The 24,016-nt window shown below is 68.9% G+C and carries 22 protein-coding genes; 12 read left to right on the top strand and 10 right to left on the bottom strand.

Going from position 1 to position 24,016, the window contains the following annotated elements:
• The first annotated feature begins 39 nt into the window (after window positions 1-39).
• Both PQB87_RS27555 and PQB87_RS27550 read left to right on the top strand, forming a co-directional pair.
• Window positions 40-273, top strand: coding sequence for a 2Fe-2S iron-sulfur cluster-binding protein (locus PQB87_RS27555; RefSeq protein WP_027791339.1), 234 nt, complete (start codon window positions 40-42; stop codon window positions 271-273).
• On the top strand, window positions 270-1,538 hold the full coding sequence (locus PQB87_RS27550; RefSeq protein WP_489242975.1) for an FAD-dependent oxidoreductase: 1,269 nt from the start codon (window positions 270-272) through the stop codon (window positions 1,536-1,538). Before PQB87_RS27555 ends, PQB87_RS27550 begins: the two co-directional genes overlap by 4 nt.
• 235 nt (window positions 1,539-1,773) lie before the next feature.
• Here the strand turns inward: PQB87_RS27550 and PQB87_RS27545 are convergent, their stop codons facing one another.
• A complete protein-coding gene (locus PQB87_RS27545; RefSeq protein WP_059530269.1) occupies window positions 1,774-2,718 on the bottom strand; it encodes a LysR family transcriptional regulator in 945 nt (314 codons plus the stop codon).
• Between the two features lie 164 nt (window positions 2,719-2,882).
• On the opposite strand from PQB87_RS27545, the gene gtdA reads away from it, so the two are divergent.
• The 8 genes from gtdA to PQB87_RS27505 all read left to right on the top strand — a co-directional run bounded on the left by gtdA (window position 2,883) and on the right by PQB87_RS27505 (window position 9,341).
• On the top strand, window positions 2,883-3,926 hold the full coding sequence (gene gtdA, locus PQB87_RS27540; protein ID WP_059861461.1) for a gentisate 1,2-dioxygenase: 1,044 nt from the start codon (window positions 2,883-2,885) through the stop codon (window positions 3,924-3,926).
• Between the two features lie 84 nt (window positions 3,927-4,010).
• On the top strand, window positions 4,011-4,709 hold the full coding sequence (locus tag PQB87_RS27535; protein WP_059814358.1) for a fumarylacetoacetate hydrolase family protein: 699 nt from the start codon (window positions 4,011-4,013) through the stop codon (window positions 4,707-4,709).
• A gap of 25 nt (window positions 4,710-4,734) precedes the next feature.
• Window positions 4,735-5,376 carry a maleylacetoacetate isomerase gene (gene maiA / locus PQB87_RS27530; RefSeq protein ID WP_174413130.1) on the top strand — a complete coding sequence of 214 codons (642 nt, stop codon included), beginning with the start codon at window positions 4,735-4,737 and terminating at the stop codon, window positions 5,374-5,376.
• 19 nt (window positions 5,377-5,395) lie between these two features.
• Complete coding sequence (locus PQB87_RS27525; protein WP_489242974.1) at window positions 5,396-6,604, top strand: 3-hydroxybenzoate 6-monooxygenase; 1,209 nt, start codon at window positions 5,396-5,398, stop codon at window positions 6,602-6,604.
• Between the two features lie 80 nt (window positions 6,605-6,684).
• The gene (locus tag PQB87_RS27520) at window positions 6,685-8,046 is read left to right on the top strand and encodes an MFS transporter (RefSeq protein ID WP_153489691.1); all 1,362 of its coding nucleotides are present in this window, start codon (window positions 6,685-6,687) and stop codon (window positions 8,044-8,046) included.
• 96 nt (window positions 8,047-8,142) lie between these two features.
• A complete protein-coding gene (locus PQB87_RS27515) occupies window positions 8,143-8,493 on the top strand; it encodes an ArsR/SmtB family transcription factor (protein WP_027791347.1) in 351 nt (116 codons plus the stop codon).
• Window positions 8,483-8,917 (top strand): YeeE/YedE family protein, encoded by a 435-nt coding sequence (locus PQB87_RS27510; RefSeq protein ID WP_021156656.1) that lies wholly within the window; start codon window positions 8,483-8,485, stop codon window positions 8,915-8,917. Before PQB87_RS27515 ends, PQB87_RS27510 begins: the two co-directional genes overlap by 11 nt.
• Window position 8,918: 1 nt before the next feature.
• Window positions 8,919-9,341 (top strand): DUF6691 family protein, encoded by a 423-nt coding sequence (locus PQB87_RS27505; RefSeq protein WP_059696413.1) that lies wholly within the window; start codon window positions 8,919-8,921, stop codon window positions 9,339-9,341.
• Window positions 9,342-9,512: 171 nt separating this feature from the next.
• On the opposite strand, the gene PQB87_RS27500 is transcribed toward PQB87_RS27505, so the two are convergent.
• On the bottom strand, window positions 9,513-9,863 hold the full coding sequence (locus PQB87_RS27500; RefSeq protein WP_489242973.1) for a hypothetical protein: 351 nt from the start codon (window positions 9,861-9,863) through the stop codon (window positions 9,513-9,515).
• Window positions 9,864-10,066: 203 nt separating this feature from the next.
• Between PQB87_RS27500 and PQB87_RS27495 the strand changes: the two genes are divergently transcribed.
• Entirely contained in the window at window positions 10,067-11,551 is a 1,485-nt protein-coding gene (locus PQB87_RS27495) for an aminotransferase-like domain-containing protein (RefSeq protein ID WP_489242972.1), read from the top strand.
• 81 nt (window positions 11,552-11,632) lie between these two features.
• On the opposite strand, the gene PQB87_RS27490 is transcribed toward PQB87_RS27495, so the two are convergent.
• From PQB87_RS27490 to PQB87_RS27480, 3 genes are all read right to left on the bottom strand, one after another.
• Window positions 11,633-11,908 carry a CppA family protein gene (locus PQB87_RS27490; RefSeq protein ID WP_489242971.1) on the bottom strand — a complete coding sequence of 92 codons (276 nt, stop codon included), beginning with the start codon at window positions 11,906-11,908 and terminating at the stop codon, window positions 11,633-11,635.
• Between the two features lie 98 nt (window positions 11,909-12,006).
• On the bottom strand, window positions 12,007-13,428 hold the full coding sequence (locus PQB87_RS27485) for a cytochrome-c peroxidase (RefSeq protein WP_489242970.1): 1,422 nt from the start codon (window positions 13,426-13,428) through the stop codon (window positions 12,007-12,009).
• The gene (locus PQB87_RS27480; protein ID WP_489242969.1) at window positions 13,425-14,888 is read right to left on the bottom strand and encodes a metallophosphoesterase family protein; all 1,464 of its coding nucleotides are present in this window, start codon (window positions 14,886-14,888) and stop codon (window positions 13,425-13,427) included. The genes PQB87_RS27485 and PQB87_RS27480 overlap by 4 nt, the downstream gene beginning before the upstream one ends.
• 207 nt (window positions 14,889-15,095) lie before the next feature.
• Between PQB87_RS27480 and PQB87_RS27475 the strand changes: the two genes are divergently transcribed.
• The gene (locus tag PQB87_RS27475) at window positions 15,096-15,944 is read left to right on the top strand and encodes a class I SAM-dependent methyltransferase (protein ID WP_489242968.1); all 849 of its coding nucleotides are present in this window, start codon (window positions 15,096-15,098) and stop codon (window positions 15,942-15,944) included.
• Window positions 15,945-16,043: 99 nt separating this feature from the next.
• Here PQB87_RS27475 and PQB87_RS27470 read toward each other — a convergent pair whose 3' ends face one another.
• The 5 genes from PQB87_RS27470 to PQB87_RS27450 form a co-directional block, all read right to left on the bottom strand.
• Window positions 16,044-16,355 carry a hypothetical protein gene (locus PQB87_RS27470; RefSeq protein ID WP_111941589.1) on the bottom strand — a complete coding sequence of 104 codons (312 nt, stop codon included), beginning with the start codon at window positions 16,353-16,355 and terminating at the stop codon, window positions 16,044-16,046.
• A 58-nt stretch (window positions 16,356-16,413) separates the two neighbouring features.
• The gene (locus PQB87_RS27465; protein WP_059683204.1) at window positions 16,414-18,435 is read right to left on the bottom strand and encodes a BCCT family transporter; all 2,022 of its coding nucleotides are present in this window, start codon (window positions 18,433-18,435) and stop codon (window positions 16,414-16,416) included.
• Between the two features lie 320 nt (window positions 18,436-18,755).
• Window positions 18,756-19,943 (bottom strand): porin, encoded by a 1,188-nt coding sequence (locus PQB87_RS27460; protein ID WP_489242967.1) that lies wholly within the window; start codon window positions 19,941-19,943, stop codon window positions 18,756-18,758.
• Between the two features lie 107 nt (window positions 19,944-20,050).
• Window positions 20,051-22,471, bottom strand: coding sequence for a glycoside hydrolase family 31 protein (locus PQB87_RS27455; protein WP_489242966.1), 2,421 nt, complete (start codon window positions 22,469-22,471; stop codon window positions 20,051-20,053).
• 27 nt (window positions 22,472-22,498) lie between these two features.
• The gene (locus PQB87_RS27450) at window positions 22,499-23,770 is read right to left on the bottom strand and encodes an MFS transporter (RefSeq protein ID WP_059530320.1); all 1,272 of its coding nucleotides are present in this window, start codon (window positions 23,768-23,770) and stop codon (window positions 22,499-22,501) included.
• Window positions 23,771-24,016 lie beyond the last annotated feature (246 nt).

Here is a 24,016-nt window from a genome sequence, read left to right as displayed (position 1 = left end):
GGCGGTCAGCCTCCTTGGGGCGGCCCGGCGGAGGCTGACATGATCATTCATCTGGACGGCCGCGCGCTGACGGTGGCCGACGGCGCGACCGTCGCGGCCGCCATTGCGGCGAGCGGCGACGACACGACGCGCGTGTCGTGCACGGGCGCGGCGCGCGCGCCGTTTTGCGGGATGGGCATCTGCCAGGAGTGCCGGATGACGATCGACGGGCGGCGCCGGCTGGCTTGCCAGACGTTGTGCCGTGACGGGATGCAGGTGGAGCGTACGCGATGAAACAGGAACGACTGAGCGTCGACATCGCGATCGTCGGCGCGGGCCCGGCCGGGCTGTCGGCCGCGCGGGCCGCCGCACGAAGCGGTGCGACGGTGGCGATCGTCGACGACAACCCGCGCGCGGGCGGGCAGATCTGGCGACAGGGCGCAGCGGCCACGCCCGCGCTGGTCGCTGCCGAGCGGCTCGCCGTATTGCGGCAGCCGAACGTCACGCATCTCGCGGCGACGCGCATCGTCGCTGAAACGCAGCCGGGCACGCTGCTGCTCGAAGACGACGAACGCGGGCTGCTGCTCGATTTCCGGACGCTGATTCTCTGCTGCGGCGCACGCGAACTGCTGCTGCCGTTTCCGGGCTGGACGCTGCCGGGCGTCACCGGTGCGGGCGGCCTGCAGGCGCTGGTCAAGTACGGCCTCGACGTGCGCGGGCAGCGAACGGTGATCGCGGGCAGCGGGCCGCTGCTGCTGGCGAGCGCGGCGACGGCCCGCCAGGCCGGTGCGCGCGTGTCGCACGTGCTCGAACAGGCAGGCCGGGGCGATGTGGCCGGCTTCGGCGCCGGGCTGTGGCGCTGGCCGTCGAAGCTCGCGCAGGCCGCGAAGCTCGTCACGGCTGCGTACCGGGCCGATGCGCACGTCGTCGAGGCGTTCGGCGACAAGCGGCTCGAACGCGTGCGGATCCGGCACGGCGACCGAGAGTTCGACGTCGACTGCGACCGGCTCGCGTGCGGTTTCGGCCTCGTGCCGAATACGGTGCTGCCGAGCCATCTCGGCTGCCGGATCGACAACGGTGCGGTAGCGGTCGACGCGCACCAGCGTACGAGCCGCGACGGGGTGTTTGCGGCCGGCGAGTGCACGGGCGTCGGCGGCAGCGAACTGGCGATGGTCGAAGGCGAGATCGCCGGCCATGCGGCAACCGGGCAGACGGCGCCGCTGGCTGCGCTCGTCGCGCGGCGCGCGCACTGGCAGGCGTTCGCGGACGCCGTGCGCGAACGGTTTGCGATCCGCGAGCCGGTCCGCCGGCTGGCGCGGCCCGATACGCTGCTGTGTCGCTGCGAAGACGTGCGTTTCGAGGCAGTCGCGCAAGCGCCGGGCTGGACGGCCGCGAAACTGCAGTCGCGTTGCGGGATGGGCGCATGCCAGGGCCGCGTGTGCGGTGCGGCTGCGCAGGCATTGTTCGGCTGGACGCCGCCGGTACCGCGCACGCCGCTCGTGCCCGCGCGGGTCGGCACGCTGATGCTGGACGGTACGGGCTCCTGCGACGGCGCGTGACGGATCGCGGCATCGCGGAATCACAGCATCGCAACATCGCAACATCGCAACATCGCAACATCGCAACATCGCAACATCGCAACATCGCAACATCGCAACATCGCAACATCGCAACATCGCAACATCGCAACATCGCAACATCGCAACATCGCAACATCGCAACATCGCAACATCGCAACATCGCAACATCGCAACATCGCAACATCGCGGCCCGGTTGACACCGGGCCGCGTCATTCATTCCGCCGTCACTTTCTCCCATCCACCGACCTGCGGCGCGGCACAGGCGCGCAGGCACTCGATCGTCGCGGCCACCGCCGCGCGATTCGCACTGTCGGGGTGCCAGTACATCGACACCGCGCCCTGGCCTTCGAGCTGCATCGGCAGGATCCGGATCGCGTTCAATTGCGCGAAGCGCTGCGCGGCACGATACGACGCGACACCGAGCAGGTCGGTGTTGTTCAGCAGCGTGAGGTTGAGGATCGACGAATTCGATTCGACACAGTGGGGCGGCCGAACGCGGCCGGCGGCCGTCAGCGCGGCCTCGAGCGCGTTGTGCACGGGCGTGCCCGACGGCCACACGATCCACGAACAGGCGAGCACGTCGTCCCAGCCGACCGACGCCGCACCGGCGAGCGCGTGACCGGGCCGCGCGACGAACACGACCGGATCGACATACAGCGCTTCGGCATGCAGCAGCGGATCGACGGATGTCGACCCCGAGCGGCCCACGACGATGTCCAGTTCGCTGCGCGCGAGCTGCGGCATCAGCTGGTTCATCGTGCTTTCGGTAAGCCGCACCTGCGCGCGCGGCATCCGTTTGAGCAGTTGCGACACCGCGAGCGGCACCGTGTCGGCCGCCGCGACGCCTGACGTGCCGATCGTCACGAGGCCGCTGCCGCCTTCCCGCAGCGCGGCCATGTCGTCGCGCGCGACGTCGAGCTGCGCTTCGACGCGGCGCGCATGCTCGATCAGCGCTTCGCCGTAGGAGGTCGGCCGCAGCCCGCGCGCATGCCGTTCGAACAGCGGCAGCCCGACGTCCTCTTCCAGTTCCTTCAGCCATTTCGACAGCGCGGGCTGCGTGGTCGCGAGCGCCACCGCCGACTGGCTCAGGTTGCCGGTGCCGGCAAGGCTCAACAGTACCTGCAGATGCCGCAGTCGCAGCCGGTGGGTCCAGTCCATCGCATGCCTCGTCGCAAGAAGGTATATCCAGAATGATATGGATTAGATGATTTGACCATTTTACCGGGTATGTCTGGGTCGAATATAAATCTGCTGACGGACTGCAGGACGGTCCCCGACCCGACATAGCGCCGACGCCGATCGGCCGACTCCCAGGAGACATCATGACGACCCATCCGGACGCGTCGCGCGCCGCCTACTACGCACGGATCGCCGAGCAACGCCTGGCGCCGCTGTGGGAATCGCTGCACAACCTCGTGCCGAAATCCCCGCAGCCGGCCGCGCAGGCCGCGATCTGGAAGTACGCGCAGGTGCGCGACCTCGTGATGCAGGCCGGCAGCGTGATCAGCGCGGAAGAAGCCGTGCGCCGCGTGCTGGTGCTGGAGAACCCCGGGCTGCCCGGCAAGTCGAGCATGACGCCGAGCCTGTACGCGGGGCTGCAGCTGATCCTGCCCGGCGAGATCGCGCCGAGCCACCGGCATACGCAGTCGGCGCTGCGCTTCATCGTCGAAGGGCGCGGCGCGTGGACGGCCGTGAACGGCGAGCGCACGACGATGCATCCGGGCGACTTCATCATCACGCCGTCGTGGGCATGGCACGACCACGGCAACCCGTCGGAGGAAGCGGGCGGCGAGCCGGTCGTGTGGCTCGACGGGCTCGACATTCCGCTCGTCGCGCACCTCGATGCCGGCTTCGCGGAGAACTACCCGGAAGCCGTGCAGCCCGTGAATCGCCCGGAAGGCGACAGCCTCGCCCGCTTCGGTCACAACATGGTGCCGGTGCGGCATCGCGCGAGCGATCCGACGTCGCCGGTGTTCAGCTATCCGTACGCACGCACCCGCGAGGCGCTCGACGTGCTGTACCGGAACGGCGAGCTCGATGCGTGGGACGGCGTGAAGCTGCGTTATGTGAACCCCGCGACGGGCGGCTGGCCGATGCCGACGATCGCCACCTTCATGCAGTTCCTGCCCGCCGGTTTCGACGGCCGCACGTACCGCAGCACCGACGCGACGATCTACTGCGTCGTCGAGGGCAGCGGCACCGCGTTCATCGGCGGCAACGCATTCGAATTCGAGCCGCACGACATCTTCGTCGTGCCGTCGTGGGCGCCGGTGCGGCTGTCGGCGTCGTCCGACAGCGTGCTGTTCAGCTATTCCGACCGGCCCGTGCTGTCCGCGCTGAACCTGCTGCGCGAAGCGCGCGACTGACGCCGGCAGCGTTCAAGGATTCCGTTTTCCGCGCGCCGCCGCTGCCGCGCGCCCCTTTCATTCATGTTTACGCTGGAGCCATTGATGACTTTCGTTTTTCCGCCCGAAGCGCCCGTGGCGCTCCCCGTTGCCGGCAGCGATGCCCGGTTCGCGGTACGCCGCGTCTATTGTGTCGGCCGCAACTACGCGGCCCATGCGCGTGAAATGGGCTTCGATCCCGATCGCGAGCCGCCGTTCTTCTTCTGCAAGCCGGCCGATTCGATCGTGCCGGTCGGGTACGGCGAAACGCTCGATCTCGCGTATCCGTCGCAGACGCAGAACTATCACTACGAAGCCGAGCTCGTCGCGGTGATCGGCAAGGGCGGGGCGGACATTCCGCTCGAACGCGCGCTCGAACACGTGTGGGGCTACGCGGTCGGCCTCGACATGACGCGCCGCGACCTGCAGATGAAGATGCGCGAAATGGGCCGGCCGTGGGAGATCGGCAAGGCGTTCGACCGCTCGGCGCCGATCGGCCCCGTGCATCCGGCGAGCGACGTCGGCCATTTCGAACAGGGCGGCCTGTGGCTGACCGTCAACGGCACGACGAAGCAGAAGAGCGACGTGTCGCACCTGATCTGGTCGGTCGCGGAAACGGTGGCCGACCTGTCGAAGTTCTTCCGCCTCGAACCGGGCGACGTGATCTTCACGGGCACGCCGGAAGGTGTCGGCGCGGTGGTCGCGGGCGACGTGATGAAGGTCGGCGTCGAGCGGCTCGGCGAACTGGCCGTGCGCGTGGTCTGACGCATCTTCCCCGAAAGGCGACATCGTGCAACTGCATAGCTTCTTCAACAGTTCGACCTCCTACCGGGTGCGCATCGCGCTCGCGCTGAAAGGGCTGCCCTACGACACGCTGCCGGTGAACATCCGCACCGGCGAGCATCGCGACGCGGCCTACGTCGCGAACGTGAACCCGTCCGCAGCGGTGCCGGCGCTGGTCGACGGCGATTTCGGTCTCGGCCAGTCGCTCGCGATCCTCGATTACCTCGACCAGATCCAGCCGACGCCGCGACTGATTCCGCTCGAACTGCGACATCGTGCGCGCGTGCTGGAACTCGCGGCGCTGATCGCCTGCGACATCCATCCGGTCAACAACCTGCGCGTGCTGCGCTATCTCGACAGCGAGCTGAAGGTCACGCCCCAGCAGAAGGCCGCGTGGTACCGGCACTGGGTCGCGGAAGGGATGGCCGGCGTCGAGCGGCTGCTCGCGCGCGCGGACGAGGGCCCGTGGTGCTTCGGCGACGCGCCGACGCTGGCCGACGTGTGCCTCGTGCCGCAGGTCGCGAACGCGCTGCGGATGGATTGCGACCTGAGCGCGTATCCCCGCAGCCTCGCGGTGTACGAACACGCACGGCACGAGCCGGCGTTCGACGCGGCGCAGCCGCAGCGGCAACCGGATTACGTCGCGTAACACGAAGCAGGAGACAAAGATGGGCGAGACACAAGACAACGGCCGGCGCGTGCTGGTGATCGGCGGCGGCATCGGCGGGCTCGCGGCAGCGCTCGCGCTCGCACGCCAGGGCATCCGCGTGAAGCTGCTCGAACAGGCGGAGCATATCGGCGAGATCGGCGCGGGGATTCAGCTCGCGGCGAACGCGTTCAACGCGCTCGATGCGCTGGGTGTCGGCGAGGCCGCGCGCCGCCGGGCCGTGTTCACCGACTGGCTGCAACTGATGGATGCGATCGATGCGCGCGAGGTTGCGCGCATCGATACGGGCGCCGCGTACCGCGAGCGCTTCGGCAATCCGTATGCGGTGATTCATCGAGCGGACATTCACCTGTCGATCTACGAGGCGGTCAAGGACCATCCGCTGATCGAGTTCCGGACGAGCACGCAGGTGTGCGGGTTCGCGCAGGACGGCAACGGCGTGACCGTGACCGACCAGCACGGCGAACGTTATCGCGCCGATGCGGTGATCGGCTGCGACGGCGTGAAATCCGCGATCCGTCAGGCGCTGATCGGCGATGCGCATCGCGTGACGGGCCACGTCGTGTATCGCGCGGTGGTCGACGTCGACAACATGCCGAAGGATCTGCAGATCAATGCGCCGGTCGTGTGGGCCGGCCCGCATTGCCATCTCGTCCACTATCCGCTGCGCGGCGGGCGGCAGTACAACCTCGTCGTCACGTTCCACAGCCGCGAGCAGGAAACCTGGGGCGTGCGCGAGGGCAGCAAGGAAGAGGTGCTGTCGTACTTCGACGGCATTCATCCGCTGCCGAAGCAGATGCTCGACCGGCCGACGTCGTGGAAGCGCTGGGCGACCGCGGACCGCGATCCGGTCGAGCGCTGGAGCGAGGGCCGCGCGACGGTGCTCGGCGACGCCGCGCATCCGATGACGCAATACATTGCGCAGGGCGCGTGCCAGGCGCTCGAGGACGCGGTGACGCTCGGCGCGGCCGTCGCGCGGGCCGACGGCGATTTCGAGGCCGCGTTCGCGCTGTACGAACGCGTGCGGATTCCGCGCACCGCGCGCGTGCTGTATTCGGCGCGCGAGATGGGGCGGATCTATCACGCGAAGGGCGTCGAGCGGCTGGTGCGCAACGGGCTCTGGGTCGGCCGTACGCAGGCGCAGTTCTACGACGCGCTCGACTGGCTGCACGGCTGGCGCGCGGAGGACTGCCTGACGCCGGCTGCGTGACGCAGCTCGGCGAGCCCGATTCCGGCGGCGCGCAATTCAACGACACGACGCGCGACCGCCTTCCTGGAGGAGACATCACCATGACCGATACGCTGTCCATCGACGTCAGCGAATGGATCGACCGGCATCGCGTTGCGCCGTTTCAGGCCGCGATCGTCGTCCTGTGCTTCCTGATCGTCGCGATCGACGGTTTCGATACCGCTTCGATCGGTTTCATCGCCCCCGTCATTCGCGCGGAATGGGGCCTGTCGCCCGCGCAGCTCGCCCCGGTGTTCGGCGCGGGGCTCGCGGGGCTGATGGCCGGCGCGCTCGTGTTCGGGCCGTTCGGCGACCGGTTCGGCCGCAAGCGCCTGCTGCTCGCATGCGTCGCGTGCTTCGGCATCGCGAGTGCCGCGTCGGCGAGCGCGGGCGGCCTGACCGAGCTGATCGCGTGGCGTTTCGTGACCGGGCTCGGGCTCGGCGGCGCGATGCCCAATGCGATCACGCTGACGTCCGAGTACTGCCCGGCCCGGCGCCGTTCGCTGCTGGTGACGACGATGTTCTGCGGCTTCACGATCGGCTCCGCGCTCGGCGGGCTCGCGGCCGCTGCGCTGATCGAGCACCACGGCTGGCGCGCGGTGCTCGTCGTCGGCGGCGCGGCGCCGCTGCTGCTCCTGCCGGTGCTCGCGTGGCGGCTGCCGGAATCGGTGCGCTATCTCGTCAATCGGCACGCGCCTTCCGCGCGGATCGCGGCGATGCTGGGCCGCATCGCGCCGGATCCCCGGCTTGCGAACGCGTCGTTCACCGCGCCCGCCGGCAAGCCGGCCGGATCGCCGCTTGGCCGCCTGTTCGGCCCCGACCTGTTGCGCGGCACGCTGCTGCTGTGGCTCACGTTCTTCATGAGCCTGCTCGTCATCTACCTGTTGTCCAGCTGGCTGCCGACGCTGCTGCGCACGACCGGCGCGACGCTGCGGACGGCCGCGCACGTGACCGCGATGTTCCAGGTCGGCGGCACGCTCGGTGCGATCGTCCTCGGCTGGCTGATGGACCGTTTCGACCCGCATCGCGTCCTGGCCTGCAGCTACGCGGCGGCCGGCGTGTTCGTCGCCGCGATCGGCTTGGTTGCCGCGTCGCCGTGGGGCGCCGCGCTCGCCGTGTTCGCGGCCGGTTTCTGCGTGTCGGGTTCACAGGTCGGCGCCAATGCGCTGTCGGCCGCGTTCTATCCGACCGAGTGCCGCACCACCGGTGTGAGCTGGGCGAACGGGATCGGCCGTGGCGGCTCGGTCGTCGGATCGATGGCGGGCGGTGCGATGCTGGCGATGGGCGTGCCGTTGTCGACCGCGTTTGCGGTCGTCGCGGCGCCGTGCGTGATCGCGGCGATCGCGGTGCTCGCGCTCGGCGCGGTTCGTGCCGGTGCGGCGCGCGTGCCCGCCGCGAAGACGATGGCGGGCGAGCGGGCCTGAGCAAAGGAGGGCGCAAGGCCACTCGTCGGCAGACAGGGAGATGCAACATTATATGAATCAATATAATATTGATTTTTTAATTGTCTCCCAATGCCGATGAACGACGATCTTTCCGCCGGGTTTCCGGAACCCGACCAGATGCGCGCGGCCGCCGAATCGGCCTGCGCGCTGCTCAAGGTGCTGTCGAATCCCGACCGGTTGATGCTGCTCTGCGAGCTGTCCCAGGGTGAGCGCTGCGTGAGCGATCTCGAGGCAGCGCTGGACATCCGTCAGCCGACGCTGTCCCAGCAGCTCGGCGTGTTGCGCGACAACGCGCTGGTCCGCACGCGCCGCGACGGCAAGAACATCCACTACTCGCTCGACAGCCCCGCCGCGATCGCGGTGATGGGCGTGCTGTACGAACAGTTCTGCGGCCCGGCCGCGAAGGGGCGGCGCGATGCAGCTTGATGCGCTTCATTTCACGCCGTGGTTGTCGCTGGCCGGCGGCGTGCTGATCGGGCTCGCCGCCGCGTGGCTCGTCGCGTTCAACGGCCGGATCGCGGGCATCAGCGGCATTGTCGGCGGCTTGCTCACGGCACGCGCCGGCGAACGCGGCTGGCGCGCCGCGTTCGTCGCCGGGCTGGTCGCGGCACCGCTTGCGATGCGCGTCGCCGGGAACAGCCTGACGCCGCAGGTCGATGCGGGCTGGTTCGAACTGGTGGCGGCCGGGCTGCTGGTCGGAATCGGCACGCGGTACGCGGGAGGCTGCACGAGCGGCCACGGCGTGTGCGGGATGTCGCGCGGCGCGCTGCGTTCGGTGGTCGCGACGGCGGTCTTCATGGTCGCGGGCTTCGCGACCGTATTCGTGCGACGGCACGTGCTGGGAGGCTGACATGCAGGCAGGATTCGCGTTTCTGGCTGGGCTGCTGTTCGGCGTCGGCCTCATCGTGTCGGGTATGGCCAATCCGCAGAAGGTGCTCGGTTTTCTCGACCTGGCGGGCCGCTGGGATCCATCGCTCGCGTTCGTGATGGCCGGCGCGACCGGGGTGGCCGTGTTCGCGTTCGCATGGGCGAAGCGCCGGACGCGGTCATGGCTCGGCCTGCCGATGCAGTTGCCGGCCCTGCGGGCGATCACCGTGCGCCTGGTTGCCGGAAGTGCCGTATTCGGCATCGGCTGGGGGATCGCCGGGTTCTGCCCGGGGCCCGCGATCGTGTCGATCGGCTTCGGGTCGGCGAAGGGGATCGGGTTCGTCGTCGCGATGCTGGCCGGGATGGCGGTATTCGAGTGGTTCGAAAGGCGCAGAAGCGTGCGGTGATGCCGTGACCGCCGCATGCCGGAGGCGCGCTGCGGCGGTTGCGCCGGTGGTCAAGGTCGGTCGATCCGCATGAGCACGGCGCTACCGGGTCGTGCCGGGTCGTGCCGGATCTCCATCGGCTGATGCGGCGCGGCGTGACGCCCCTCCATGACACCACGGCAAGTTTCCATTTCACGAATGCTCGTGCACACGATGGCCGCCGCGCATCCTCCCGGACAACCGGCGCAGGATCGCGCGCCATGCCACGAGCCAGCCGCTCCGGCTTGCCGGTTCCACGACGGCCGTGCTGACCGCGCCCGCGCCACCGGCCGACAGCGCCACGTGGCCGGCCGTCTCGAGCGTCAGGCATTCCTCTTCGTCGAGCAAGCGACGGATGTGCCGCGGCGCGTCGGGCAGCCAGTCGAGCCCGCCGTGGCGCAGCGTGACCGCAAGCGCGCCGTCCAGCACGATCAACTGGCTGCCCTTGTCGAACCACGCAAAGTGGCTTTGCCCGGCGTCGAGCCGGATGTGATGCGTTCGCATGGCGATTCCCTTTCGCGGTTGCGCGGCCTCGCGACGGCGAGGCGACAGCGTGCAGTCAGGTTAGGGAAACGGGCACCGGCACGACAGATTCAGGGGACGGGAATCTGTTGCGGTGCAGACGACGATTTTGCGCCGCTGTATCGGTGGCTTTCCCCGGAATCTGTATCTGGCGAGCCGTCGGCCGCGCGGGCACGATCGCGTGCATGACGCCTTTCACCGATTCATCCCGCCCACCGTTGCCGATGGACGGCGAGCCGCTTTACGAACGGCTCGCCGAGTACTACCGCCGCATCATCGCGGCCGGCACGCTGTCGCCCGGCGACCGGATGCCGTCGGTGCGGGCGTTCATGGCACAGCACGGCGTGAGTCTGTCGACCGCGATTCAGGCGTTCCGGCGGCTCGAGGATACGGGCTGGTGCGAGGCGAAGCCGCGCTCCGGCTACTTCGTGCGGCGCCGCGCGGCAGTCGCGCTCGAAACGCTGCCGGAAAGCGACGGGCCGCCGCTGAGCGTCGAGCCGCCGTTCGCGGGCCTGCACGAGCGCGTGTCGCGTGTGATCGACCGCGCCAACGCGACGCCCGATGCGCTGAATCTCGGCGGCGCGTCCGCGCTGGCCACGCTGTATCCGGCCGAGCGCCTGCAGGCGCTCGCGATCCGTTTGTTGCGGCGCAAGCCCACCTTGCTGACCGATGCGGGGCCCGTCGGCGGTTCGCCCGAGTTCCGCCAGACGATGGCCAAGCGCGCGCTGTCTTATGGCGTGACGTTGACGCCGGACGACGTGATGTCGACGAGCGGCGGCGTCGATGCCGTGAATCTCGCGTTGCGTGCGGTCGCGCGCCCCGGCGACACGATCGCGATCGAATCGCCCGCGTTCTTCGGCCTGATCCAGTTGCTCGAAAGCCTCGGCTTGCGCGCACTCGAAATCCCGGCCAGCCCGACGACCGGCCTGTCGATCGAGGCGCTCGAAGTGGCGCTGACCGCGTATCCGGACATTCGTGCCGTGGTGGTCGTGCCGAACCTGCAGAACCCGCTCGGCTGCGTGATGCCCGACGGGCGCAAGGCCGCGCTCGTCTCGCTCTGTTCGCGCCACGGCGTGGCCGTGATCGAGGACGAGCCTTATCGCGAACTCGTCGAGGCGCCGCAGGCGGTCAAGCCGGTCAAGGCATGGGACCGCGACGGCACGGTGATCTACTGCCCGTCGTTCAACAAGGTGCTGGCCCCCGGGATGCGGCTCGGCTGGATAAGCGCGGGGCGCTGGCACGCGCGCGTGAAGATGCTGAAATTCGCGCACAGCCGGCACAACGCCGCGTTGTTGCAGGCCGTTGCGGCCGAATTCGTCGGTTCGGGCGCGTTCGATCGACATCTGCGCCGGTTCCGCGAACAGTTGCGCGTGCAGCGCGACGCGACGATCGACGCGATCGCACGGCATTTCCCGGCCGGAACCCGGATGAACCAGCCGCCGGGCGGGATGCTGCTGTGGATCGCGTTGCCGGACGGCGTGCGCTCCGAGGCGTTGTTTGATGCCGCGCTGGCGCACGGGGTCAGGATCGCGCCCGGGGCGATCTTCTCGAATTCCGACCGCTTCGACGGCTATATCCGACTCGCTTGCACGCGCGTGTTCGATGCGGCGCACGAAGCGGCGTTCGAAACGCTCGGCCGCCTCGTGCGGGAAGCCATGGCGGCCAGATAAGCGCGGTGGCCGCCGGCCGGGCTTGCGAAACCGCAAGCGCACTGGCCTTCCGGGCCATTGACGCGGCCAGCCGCCGCCATTTCATCGGCTGGCCGAGTGTGTGGCGAGGTGCTGGCGGATCAGCGACAGGTAACGATCGCCGACCGAGAAATCGCGCGCGACGCGCGGCCGTTCGGCCTGGCGCAGCGTGGCCGGTGCGCTCATGCCCAGGTAACGGCAAACGGCGGACGGGAAGGGCTTGCGTGTATGCCCGAGCTGGCGAGCCGCGCGCTCGACGCGGGCGTCGCCGACCTGGGCGCGGAGCCATGCCAGCACTTGGCGATCGGCGTCGTTGACGATACGAACCAGTTGTTCCATCACGCACCTCACTGTTCATAAATACAGTACTGTAAATATAACCAGTGTTTTGAGCGACCGCAAGCGGGGGGCGTATGCGGCTGGCCGTTCGGCCAGGATCAGCGAGCCGGCGCGGCGGTGCGCGTGACCCGGGCAACAGCGGCCGCAGCGGCCGCAGGGGCGACCGGGGCAGCGGGCGCCGCGGAGGCGGCGCCCGCCGTATAGCGCGCATCGGTCAGCGTGCCGAGGAACGCGACGATGTCGTCGATCTCCGCGTCGGTCAGTGCGGGCGGCGTGCCGGGCCGGCGGTTCATCGGCGTCGAGTTGACGTTGATGTTGCCGCGATAGGCGGCCGGCACATCGTCGAACGTTCCAGCCCCGTGATACCAGAAGCCCGGGTCGGTCGAGCGCGTGTTGTAGAACGCGACCGCGTCGCGCAGCGTCGTGAACACGCCGTTGTGCATGAACGTCTGCTTGAGCGCGACGTTGCGCAGCCCCGGTGTGCGCAGGTAGCCGCACCATTGCGTCGGCTCGGGCCAGCGCAGCCGCCGGGCGGTGTCGCACAGCCCGTTGTCGAAATGCCGTGGATCGCGGTTCGCCGGCAGCGCGCGGTTGCGCGGCACCGCGATGGCGTCGTAGCCGAAATCGGTGAAAAGCGAACGCTCCGGTCGGCTCGACGTCTCCGACAGCGTGTGGCAGGTCATGCAGTTGCCCTTGTCCGGATTCCGGAACAGCGCGAGGCCGCGCATCTCGGCCGGCGCGAGCGGCTTGCGCGTGCGCAGGAACGCGTCGAAACGCGACGTGAACGGCGCCATCTCGTCGCTCTGCAGATAGGCCTCGACGGCCAGGCCCAGCGCCCGCACCAGTTGCCCGGGATCGCGCCGCACCGACGCGCCGAAGCGCGCGGCGAGATCGGGCGCGAGTTCGGTCGCGTCGACCTTGCGCAGCAGCGCGGCCGGCGACCGGTTGTTCATCTCGTTCGGATCGAACAGCGGCCCGCGGATCTGCTCGGCGAGCGTATCCGCGCGGCCGTCGCTGAACAGGCCGCCGAACGGCGACGGTGCGGGCGCGTCGTCGTCCTGGTAGAAGTGGCGGCGCGGCACGTAGCGCACATAGAGCAGCGACGGTGCGTTGCGCCGGCTGAAATGCCCGGGACGGCTGCCTTCCGGCACGCCGGGCCCCGCGAGCGAGGCGGCCGACAGCGTCGGCGCAAACGCGCGGCCCGGGTCGTGGCAGCCCGCGCACGACATGCCGCGCGGCTCGGACAGCCGTGAATCGAAGAAGATCCGGCGGCCGAGCGCGACGAGTGTCGGGTCGGGGGCGAAGCGCGCGGTCGCCGCATCGATCTTGCCCGTCACCTGCGGCGTGCCGTTGCCGATCGTGTCGACGACTCGCGACGGCGGCGCACCGGGAAGCAGGACGGTTTCGGCCGGCGCGGCGTGCGCCGCGAGCGTCAGGCCGGCGAGCACGGCAGCGGCCAGCGTGCGCAGCGTTTGCCGGCCGCGCGCATGGCGGCCGTCACATCGAACTCCTTCACTCACGGCGCGATGAACCCCGTCTTGTCGCAGGCGAGCGTCGTGCCCGACTGGTTGCACGACGCGAGCAGCTTGCCGGCCGCCGAATACGCGTGGAAGACCCAGCCGGTCGCCGGGGCGGCCCGGCGTTCCATGATCAGGAAGCCGAAGCTGTTGTTGTGCGACAGCCGCTCGATCACGGCGCCCGGTGCCGGTGTCAGGCCGGCCGGGAACGGGTCGGGCAGCGCGACGTCGAGATTGTCGCCGCCGTTGCCGGACACGATCGTCGCCGGGTGCCCGGACGAGAAGTTGATCGCCTGGAAATCGTGCACGTGCCCGTGCAGCGCCACGTGCACGCCGGGCGGGTAGTACGCCTGGGCGTTGAGGCTCGACATCACCGACTGCAGCGCGAGGTTGCCCGGCGCGGGCGTGCTGCCGGCGATCGGCGCGAACGCGAGGATCGGATGGTGGTTCGTGAAGATCGTCGTCGTCATGCCGGCCTTCGACGCGAGCGCGGCGACCGTCTGGAACTGCTTCTGGTAGATGCCGAACTGCGCGTCGGTTGTCTTGAGCGGCGTGCGGCCGACCTTCGCGGTGTCGAACACGATCACCTGCGAGCCGCCGCCGAGCGATACCGCATAGGGTTCCGAATAGTTCGCGTTGTTGTCGTTGGCCGGATCGTCGCACGAGCGCGCGGCCGAATACGGGCGCGGATCGAGGAAGCGGAACCAGCCCTGGCCCGCGCGTGCGCATTCCTCGTGGTTGCCGCGCACGACGACCCACGGCGCCTTCGCGAGCAACGGCGCAGCCGGGCGGAACAGGTCGGCCTGCCACGTATCCCAGCCGTAGCCCCACGGGCTGTCTTTGCAGCCGGCGATGTCCGGCGGGCATGCGTTTTCGCGGTAATGGTAGTCGCCGATGTGCATCACGAGGTCGGGCGACAGCTTCGCGACGCTGGCCGCGATCGTGTCGAGTGGCCAGACAGTCGCGTCGTTGCACGCCTGCCATGCGTTGTCGGCTTTCTTCATGCGGCAGCCGGTGTCGGCGATGATCGCGATGCGTTGCGGCTGCGCCTTCGGCAGCGGCAGCGTGCGGCCCGCGACGCTCGCCGCCTGCGCACCGGCCGGCAGCGTCGCCTCGCAGACGGACACCGGGAAGCTCGACGGCTTCGAATCGGACGGATCGCTGGCGGTCGGCCGCTGGGCGATGGTCGCGGCGCCCGCGCGCAGGGACATGCGCGACAGCTTGCCGTCGACGCTCAGTTGCGGGCACAACGGATCGCTGGTGGAAGCGGGTGAGTAGTTCGTGATGACGCGCGCGATCGCCTGGTTCGTGTCGCCGATCTCGACCCATGCGGCCTGGACGTTGACCGACACACTCGCCGGATCGTCCGGCGAATCGATGTGGTTCGAGCACGCGGACAGCGCGGCGAAAGCAACAAGGGGAGCGCAGCGGACGAGCAGGGCGCGCGGGAGGAGTCGTCGCATGGGAGGCACCGTGGGAAAGTCGTCGACGATACGCAACATGAATGTAAGAAATATGAAAAACGGGGCGCGACGGAGGGCGCGCGCGGGCCGGGCGTGGATGTTGCTGCGGCGGGTCGCGGCCGCGGGGGCTTGACTTCAAGCCGGCTTGAAGCAGCAAAGTGCGATGCACGATCAATGACGATCCATCAACCAGAAAGGGAATCGACGATGGAAACCAGACGGCCCAATGACGAACAATCCGCGCTTTGGAACGGCCCGTCGGGCCGCGCCTGGGTCGAGACGCAGGCGCCGATCGACCGGATGTTCGAGCCGTTGGAGCGGTTGCTCGTGGAGGCGGTTGCCACGTCGTCCGCGCGCAGCGTGCTCGACGTCGGCTGCGGCACGGGCGCGGTCACGGTTGCGATCGCGCGGCGGCTCGGCGCGCATGCGCAATGCACGGGTATCGATATCTCGGCCCGGATGATCGACGCCGCGCAGGCGCGTGCCGAACGCAGCGGCGTCCACGCCCGCTTCGTGCGTGCCGATGTGCAGACGCACGCGTTCGAGCCCGCGAGCGTCGACCTGATCGTGTCGCGCCTCGGCGTGATGTTCTTCGACGATCCGGTTCGCGCGTTCGCGAATCTGCGGCATGCGGCGCGGCCGGACGCGCGGATGCGGTTCGTCGTATGGCGCAGCGCGGCAGACAATCCGTTCATGACGATCGCCGAGCGGGCCGCGGCGCCGTTGCTGCCGAACCTGCCCGCACGGCGGCCCGGCGCGCCGGGGCAGTTCGGCTTCGGCGACCGGCAGCGGATCGCGTCGGTGCTGGCGGACAGCGGCTGGGCGGACGTGGCGATCGAGCCGGTCGAACTGGCTTGCGCGCTGCCCGCGTCCGCGCTGGACGACTACATCACCCGGCTGGGCCCGGTCGGGCTGGCGTTGCTGGAAGTGGACGACGCAACGCGGCGGCGCGTGATCGACACGATGCGTGCCGCATTCGAGCCTTACGTCGACGGCGCGGATGTGCGCTTCGACGCGGCTTGCTGGCTCGTGACGGCGCGTGCACCGTCCGCGTGACGCGCTGCGGCGAGGAAGCGGATCGGGGAAGGGGCGGCCGCTTCGTCCCGCGCGTCGTCGTTCGCGCGGGACGTGGCCGGGCCGCATGGCATACGCGCGTCAGCGTCGCCGCGCGCGCAGCATCAGCCACGCGCAACCGCCGGCGACCAATGCGAGACCGAGCAGGACGGCTTCGACGCCGAGCGCGAACCCGGGCGGCATGTCCCCGGTGTCCGGCATCGGCGACAGGTTGATGCCCATCGCGACGGCGCCGCCGGCAAGCAGTGTCGCGCAGACGATCCAGTAGACCTTGCCGCGCGGCGCCGCGGCGCGGATCCGCCACAGCGCGATGCCGGCTCCGCCGAGATAGAGCACGGCGAGCGTGCCGAGCGCGATGACGTCGGAGGCGCGGCTTTGCAGGAGCCCGGTCATCGTGCGGCTCCGTCGGGCGTGGCAGGCCGCCACGGCGCAGTAAAGACGGCGGGCAGGTTCATTCGGCCTCCGTCGCATGCCCCGGCGCGCGGCTCAGCAGATGCGTGCGCTTGTCGGCCGCGAGCGACACGTAGCGTTCGTACTGGCGCAACACGTCGGCAATCACTTCGTCGCCGCGCAGGTATTCGACGTCGTAGCCGAGCCGCCCGTCCTCGAAGAACGTGACGATCCCGTACACGTGGGCCCGTGCCGCTTCCGGCCCGGCCGTCTCGCGCACGAGGAACGCGGCCGCGGATTTCACCGTCACGCGCACGCCGTACACGAAATCGCGGTGGTCGGCGGTCGGCACGGTGAGGCGCACGGCGTCGTCGCTGTCGCGTTGCACGTGCGCATCGACGCCGCCCGCGCGCAACTCGTCGGCGACCTTGCGCAACGCCGGCTCGACCGTTTCGGCGACGAACTGGCGTGCTTCGGCTTCAGTCGTCTGCCGCAGGATGTGGGTCAGGCGGTGGCGCCAGTGCTGGCCGGTCCAGAAGCTCGTCGCGGGCGCGACGTCCTGCGAATAGTGCACGCGGTCGGCCGCGAGCCCGCGCCACAGCCCGTAGCAGAGCGCGATCATGATGATCGCGACCGGCAGCGCGGCGATCAGCGTCATCGCCTGCAATGCGCCGAGCCCGCCTGCGACGAGCAGCACCGCAGCCGTCACGCCGAGCAGCGCGGCCCAGAACAGCCGTTGCCAGACGGGCGAGTGCGCGTGGCCGCGCGTCGCGATCTGGTCGATCACGAACGCGCCCGAATCGGCGGACGTGACGAAGAACACCGCGATCAGCACGATCGCGGCGATCGACAGCAGTTGCGACAGCGGCAGGAAATCGAAGAAGCGGAACAGCAGCGCATCGACATTGGTGGCCGTCTGCGCGAGCGCGCCGGCCGCGCCATGCGTATCGAGCCAGATCGCGCTGTTGCCGAACACGGTCATCCACACGAGGTTGAACGCGGTCGGCACGAGCAGCACGCCGATCACGAACTGGCGGATCGTGCGGCCGCGCGAGATGCGTGCGATGAACATGCCGACGAACGGCGACCACGACACCCACCATGCCCAGTAGAGGATCGTCCAGCCGCCGAACCAGCCTTCCTCGCGCGGCGACGCATACGCGTACGTGCGGAACGACAGGTCGACGAGGCTTGACAGGTACTGGCCAATGTTGTCGCCGAGCGCGCGCAACAGGAACGCCGTCGGGCCCGTGACGGCCACGAACGCGAGCAGCAGGAACGCGAGCAGCAGGTTCAGTTCGGACAGCCGTCGCACACCCTTGTCGAGGCCGCTTGCGGCCGACAGCCCTGCGAGGATCACGACGAGCGCGACGAGCCCGATGCGAAACGCATTGCTGCCCGTATCCCAGCCGGCGACCGTATGCAGGCCCGCGCTGATCTGCATGACCCCGTAGCCGAGCGTCGTCGCGATGCCGGCGACCGTGCCGACCAGCGCGAACGCGTCGACCGTGTGGCCGATCCAGCCGTTGATACGCTCGCGCAGCACCGGATACAGCCCCGAGCGGAGCGTCAGCGGCAGGTTGTAGCGGAAGCCGAAGTACGCGAGCACGAGCCCCATCAGCCCGTAGATCGCCCACGCGTGGAAGCCCCAGTGGAAGAAGGTCATCAGCATCGCCTCGCGGGCAGCGGCGGGCGTGCCGGGGTCGACGGTCGGCGGCTTCAGGAAGTGCTGCATCGGCTCGCCGACGCCGAAGTACATGAGGCCGATGCCCATGCCGGCCGCGAACAGCATCGCTGTCCACGACACGAAGCTGAATTCGGGTTCGGCATCGTCGGGGCCGAGCCGGATGTTGCCGAAGTCGCTCGCGGCGATCAGCACGAGAAACACGAGGAAGCCGGTGACGGCGAGCACGTAGAACCAGTCGAAGCGCGCGACGACCCATTGCTGGCCGGCGGAGAACAGTGCGCCGGCTTCGCTCGGGAGCAGCGCACACACGACGAGCAGTGCGCCGATGACTGCGAGCGCGGGCAAGACGACCTGCGGCTTGAATGTCGTGCGGGGCGAGGGGCGGGAATCTGGCATGGCTGGCATCCAGTTGTGGGCGCAACGAGGCGCGACGCCGCCCGGCGCGCGTGTCGCGCGTCGGACCCTGATACGGCGTGCGTCGAGTGTACCGCGGTGTCAGGACTGCAAGAAGGGGTATGCAGGAGGGATGAACCTGACGAATTGTAAGGTATCGAGGGGATCGAGAAAACCCGTGCAGTTTGCGCGGCGCGCGGACGGGGCGCTGAAAACGCCCCGCGGCGGCCGCGTATCGGGTGCCCGGACAGCACGCGAGGCATCCGCGAAATACGTGTCGCCCCGGGGCAGGGGCAGCGCGCCGAAGGCGCTGCCGCGATGGCTCAGAACGTGACGGCGATGCCGGCCATGCCGACGAACTGGCCGTGCGTCGTCGAAGGCGTGAGCTGCTGCGAATCGCCGACGATCGGCGCCGCGTCGATCACGTGGCCGGCACCTTGCGCACCGAGCGTCCGGCCGCTCGAGTGCGTGTACGCCTGCAGCGCATAGAGCGTCGTGCGCTTCGACAGGCTGTACGACTCCTTCAGCGAATACTGCTGGTAGCGGGCCGCGCTGTCGATGCCGTTCGCCTTCGACGCGAGCGTGTACGCGAACGCGCCGGCCACCGAGAATGCCGGCGTGAAACGGTATGCGGCGAGCGCGCCGTAGGTGTTGAACACGGCTGTGTCCGTGAACGCGGAGCCGTTGCCGGGCAGATACTTCACGTTCGAATAGTTCACGCCCATCGTCAGGTTGCCGAGCGTGTAGTTGCCGGCCGCCGCGACCTGCTCGATGGCCTTCGCGGTCAGGTAGCCCTGGTTCAGCACGGACACCGCGAAGCTGCCCGACGCGGCGGTCGCCGGATTCAGGAAGCCTGCCGACGAGCCCGAGCTGTTGATGCGCAGGTAGCCGGCCGCGACGCCGATCGGCCCGTTCGCATAACGCAGTGCGGCGCTGAACGTGTTGCCCTTGCCGGTCGCGCCGGCGATGCCGCCGAATGCGTACATCGCGCTCGCGGTCAGTCCGGCAAAGGTCGGCGACGTATAGGTCACCGAATTGTTCACGCGGATCGTCGTGTCGAGGCCGTCGATGTCGCCCGGGTGCGCGCCCGTCGCACCAGTCAGCCAGCTGCTCGATGCATACGGGCCGACGAACAGGAAGTAGGGCGTGTACTGGCGGCCGGCCGTCATCGTGCCGTAGCGATCGTTGCGCAGGCCGACGAAGGCCTGGCGATTGAATATCAGGCCGGCGGCGGATTGCGCGCCGTTGTTCAGGTTGAAGCCCGACTGCAGGTCGAAGATCGCATGCGTGCCGCCGCCCAGATCCTCGTCGCCGCGCAGCCCGAACTTCGACGCATACAGGTTTCCGTCGCGCATGTAGAGGTTCGAATGGCCCTGCTGGTTGTTCACGTACGCGAGCGAATCGTCGACGACGCCGTATAGCGTCACGCTGCTCTGCGCATGGGCAGCGGTCGCGCCGAGCGACGCGGTCGACAAAATCAGGATTGCATAGCGGTTGACGGGTGCTTTCATTGTCGATCTCCGGATCTCTTCGTCTTTTCAAGGTGGTCGGGAGGCTCGGTCGCCTCCTCTGTGGCGGGCGGCGGGCCGCATGAACGGCCCGCCCGATCGGGTTTGCTTCAGTGGTCGAAGGCGACGACGATGCGGCGCCAGGTACCGCTCTGCGCATCCTGTTCGACGCGTGCGCCGCGCACGGCGACCGGGCCTTGCACCGACGCGGGCAGCAGGATCTCGACGCGGTCGGCCGGGCGTGCCGGGCGGCCGTCCCAGCGCACCGACACGCCGAGCACGCCCGACGCCTCGCGGCCGGTTTCGACGCGCCACAGCCCGTATTCGCCGTCGCGCCATGCTTCCGTCTCGCCGTCGTCCTCGATGCATTCGCCGTACGCGACGCCGTCCTCGATGCACGGCGCGACGACGAAGCCGCGCGTGTCGGCACGTGCGCCGAAATGCTGTTCCGCGACGTTCAGCGGCAGCACGCGGCCCTCGCGCAGCAGCATCACCGGCGTGTCGAGCGGGGCGGGCAGCGTCACGTTCGCGCCGCCGTCGAACGACCGCGCGCTCGCACAGCACATCCAGCGCGCGCCCGACGGCAGGTAGACGGTGCGCTCCGTCAGGCCCGGATCGACGACCGGCGCGACGAGCAGCGCGTCGCCGAGCATCATGTCGTCGCATGCGTCGTAGCAGCGCGCGTCGCCGGGGAAATCGGCGAAGGTCGGCCGCAGCACGGGCTCGTAGCGCGTCGTCGACAGCCACAGCAGGTGATAGAGGTAGGGCAGCAGCCGGTAGCGCTGCTTGATCAGCGATGCGACCTGCGCGGTGATCTCCGGGTACATCCACGGTTCGTTGACGGTGCCGTCGTCGTTCCACGAATGGATGCTGAAGCGCGGCATGAAGATGCCGAACTGCACCCAGCGCAGCAGCAGTTCGGGCGACGGTGCGGGCCCGGAGAAGCCGCCGATGTCGTGGCCGATGTTCGACACGCCCGACAGCGCGAGCCCGAGGCCCATCTTCAGGTTGTAGCGCAGCGTTTCCCACGACGTGTAGTTGTCGCCGGACCAGGTCTGCACATAACGCTGCATGCCGGCGCCGCCGGAGCGCGACACGAGGAACGGGCGCCGCGCCGGTGCATGCGCGCGCTGCGCTTCGCGCGACGCGCGCATCATCAGCATCGTCTGCAGCACCTTCGCCTCGCGCGCGGGAAACGGCTGGCCGAAGCCGTGCGCGATCGCGTCGGGCGACCAGATCTCGTATTCGTTGTTGTCGTTCCAGGTCGACTCGATCCCGTATTCGAGCAGCGCCGACGTGACCTGCTCGCGCCACCATCGGTACGTGTCCGGCTGCGTGAAGTCGAGATACGCGCCGACCTCGTCCCAGAACTGCACCCAGGCCGGCTCGCCGGACGCCGAGCGGATCAGCAGCCCGCGCGTTGCGGCGTCTTCGAAGGCGGGATGGTCGCGCAGCAGGCACGGCTTGATGTTCGCGCACAGGCGGATGCCGTGGTCGCGGTAATGCTGCACGAAGCCCTTCGCGTCGGGAAACTTGTCGCGGTTCCAGTTGAACACGTAGCGCTTCGCGCCGATCGACGTATAGCCCGACGACAGGTGGAACGAATCGCACAGGATGTCGTGCGTGTCGCACTGTTCGACGAACTGGTTCATCTGCTGCTGCGCGTCCGGCGCATCGGTGTAGCTCATCGTCGAGCCCGAGTAGCCGAGCCCCCATTTCGGGGTGCGCGCGGGGCGCCCCGTGAGCCACGTGAAGCGCCGTGCGGCCGCGAGCGGCGTGTCGGGCGACGCGACGAAGTAGTAGTCGAGATCGCCATGCTCGGCGACGAAGTAGCGGTACGGGCCGTGATAGTTGTCGAGCTCGCGGCCCATGTCGAACGCGCAGTCCGACAGCGTGTCGTAGAACAGCCCGAACCCCTGGCACGCATCGGGCGACCACGTGATGTAGAACGGGATGTGCTTGTACAGCGGGTCGGTGTGCTTCGCGCTGTAGCCCATCGCGTCGATGTTGCGCATCTCGAAGCGCGCGCCGGTGCGGTCGAGTTCGCCCGCGCGTTCGCCGAGGCCGAATACCTTGTCGCCGCGTTCGCGCGCGACGTAGTGATATGCGCGGTCGTCCCACCAGCCGAAGTTGTAGGCCTGCGTCGGGCGGTCGGCAAGCGCGACGCGCCACGCGCCGTCGGCGCCGCGCATCGACCATGTGCAATGGCCGCCTTGCCGGCTCACGGCGAGGCGGATCTGCGTGGTTTCGATGTACACGCCGTCGTCGTCTTCCTGGAGCGTATGGGAGGGCAGCGCGAAGCCGCTCAGGTCGAGGCGGTCGCGCCCTTCGAGCGGTACGTCGTCGAGGCCCGGTGCGATCGTCCACGTGCGCGGGTTGCGCGCCGTCGCATCGGGCAGCACGCGTACCCGCACGATGTCGTCCTCGAGCACGAAGATCTCGAGGGTCGCGCCCGTATCGGACGCGAGCAGCACACGGTTCGCGTGCTGGCCGGCGACGCGGAACACGGGCGGATGAAGAAGCGAAGTCATGAGTGCGATTCCTGTTAAGGGCGAAGGTCAGGCGTGCCGTGCGAGCAGGCGTTCCTGCTTCGACTGCCCGCGGATCAGCACCGCGAGCAGCGTGACGCCGATGATGTCGAACAGGCCGAGGCACGCGAACAGCGGCGCATAGCCGATCTTGTCGGCGAGCGCGCCGACCAGCAGCGAGAAACCGAGCCCGCCGATCCACGCGGCCATTCCGGCGAAGCCGCTCGCCGTGCCGACTTCCTCGGAATCGAACACGTCGGCCGACAGCGTGTTGACGAGCGCGGAGATCATCTGGTGCGCGAAGCCGCCGACGCAGAACAGCGCGATGGCCGTGTACGGCGACGACACGAGCCCGATCATCGCGGGCCCGAGCATCAGCACCGCGCCGAGCGCGACGCCGGCGACGCGCGACCACACGAGCGGCAGCCTGAACCGCTTCGCGAGATACGGCGACAGGTAGCCGCCCGCGATGCCGCCGGCGTCGGCCGCGAGAAACGGCATCCACGCGAAGATCGCGATCTGCGTGAGCGGCATGTGGCGCTCGGTCGCGAGGTACAGCGGAATCCAGAAGCTGAAGGTCTGCCACGCAGGCTCGGCGAAGAAACGCGGCAGCGCGATGGCCCAGAAGCGCCGCGCGGTGACGACGTCGCGAATGCGGCGCTTCGACACGGGCGGCATCGTCGCCTGGCCGTCGCGGATCAGCGCGCGCTCCTGCGGCGTGATGCGCGGATGGTCGGCGGGCGACCGGTATTGCGTGTACCAGAGCGCCGCCCACACGAAGCCGAGCGCGCCGGTGGCCATGAACGCGGCCTGCCAGCCGAACCGCATCGACAGGAACACGACGAGCGGCGGCGCGATCGCGGCGCCGAGCGACGTGCCCGCGTTGAAATAGCCGACCGCGACGGATTTTTCGCGATCGGGAAACCATTCCGCAACCGCCTTCATCCCCGACGGAATCGCGGCGGCTTCGAACAGGCCCAGGAGGCCGCGCAGGATGCCGAGCGACAGCCAGCCCGATGCGAAGCCGTGCGCGACGCCGACCACCGACCACAGCATCGCGAACAGCGCGAACCCGAGCCGCAGGCCGATCAGGTCGACGATGAAACCGCACACGGGCTGCATGATCGTGTAACCGATCTGGAACGCGCCGACGATGTACGAATACTGCTGCGTCGAGATCGCGAACACGTGCTTCAACTCGGGGGCGAGCACCGCGAGGGAATTCCGTGCGAGGTAGTTGAGGATCGTGCCGAGACATACGAGCACGATGATCCACCAGCGCAACGCCTTGACTGTCTTCACTGCTGTCTCCTGTCGGGCAGGGCCGGCGCGCGGCGCCGGACCGATCCATGACGACCATCCGTTGGGGATGGCCTGTTTCGCTTTATTTGTATGATGTCCGATCTTGATGGGCGCCAGTTTTCCCGGTTTGACGCGGAATGATGGCGTTCAAGCGAACACTTTGCTGTCTTCCGAGGCTTCAGTTATCTGACGACTGATCATTTTCGAACATCCTATGTTCGAATTCGAATCCGGTCAACGCGAAAT

This window comes from Burkholderia sp. KL41, from assembly GCF_057005415.2.
The sequence above is the reverse complement of the archived record's forward strand: the minus strand, read 5'-3'. Positions and strand labels throughout refer to the sequence as shown.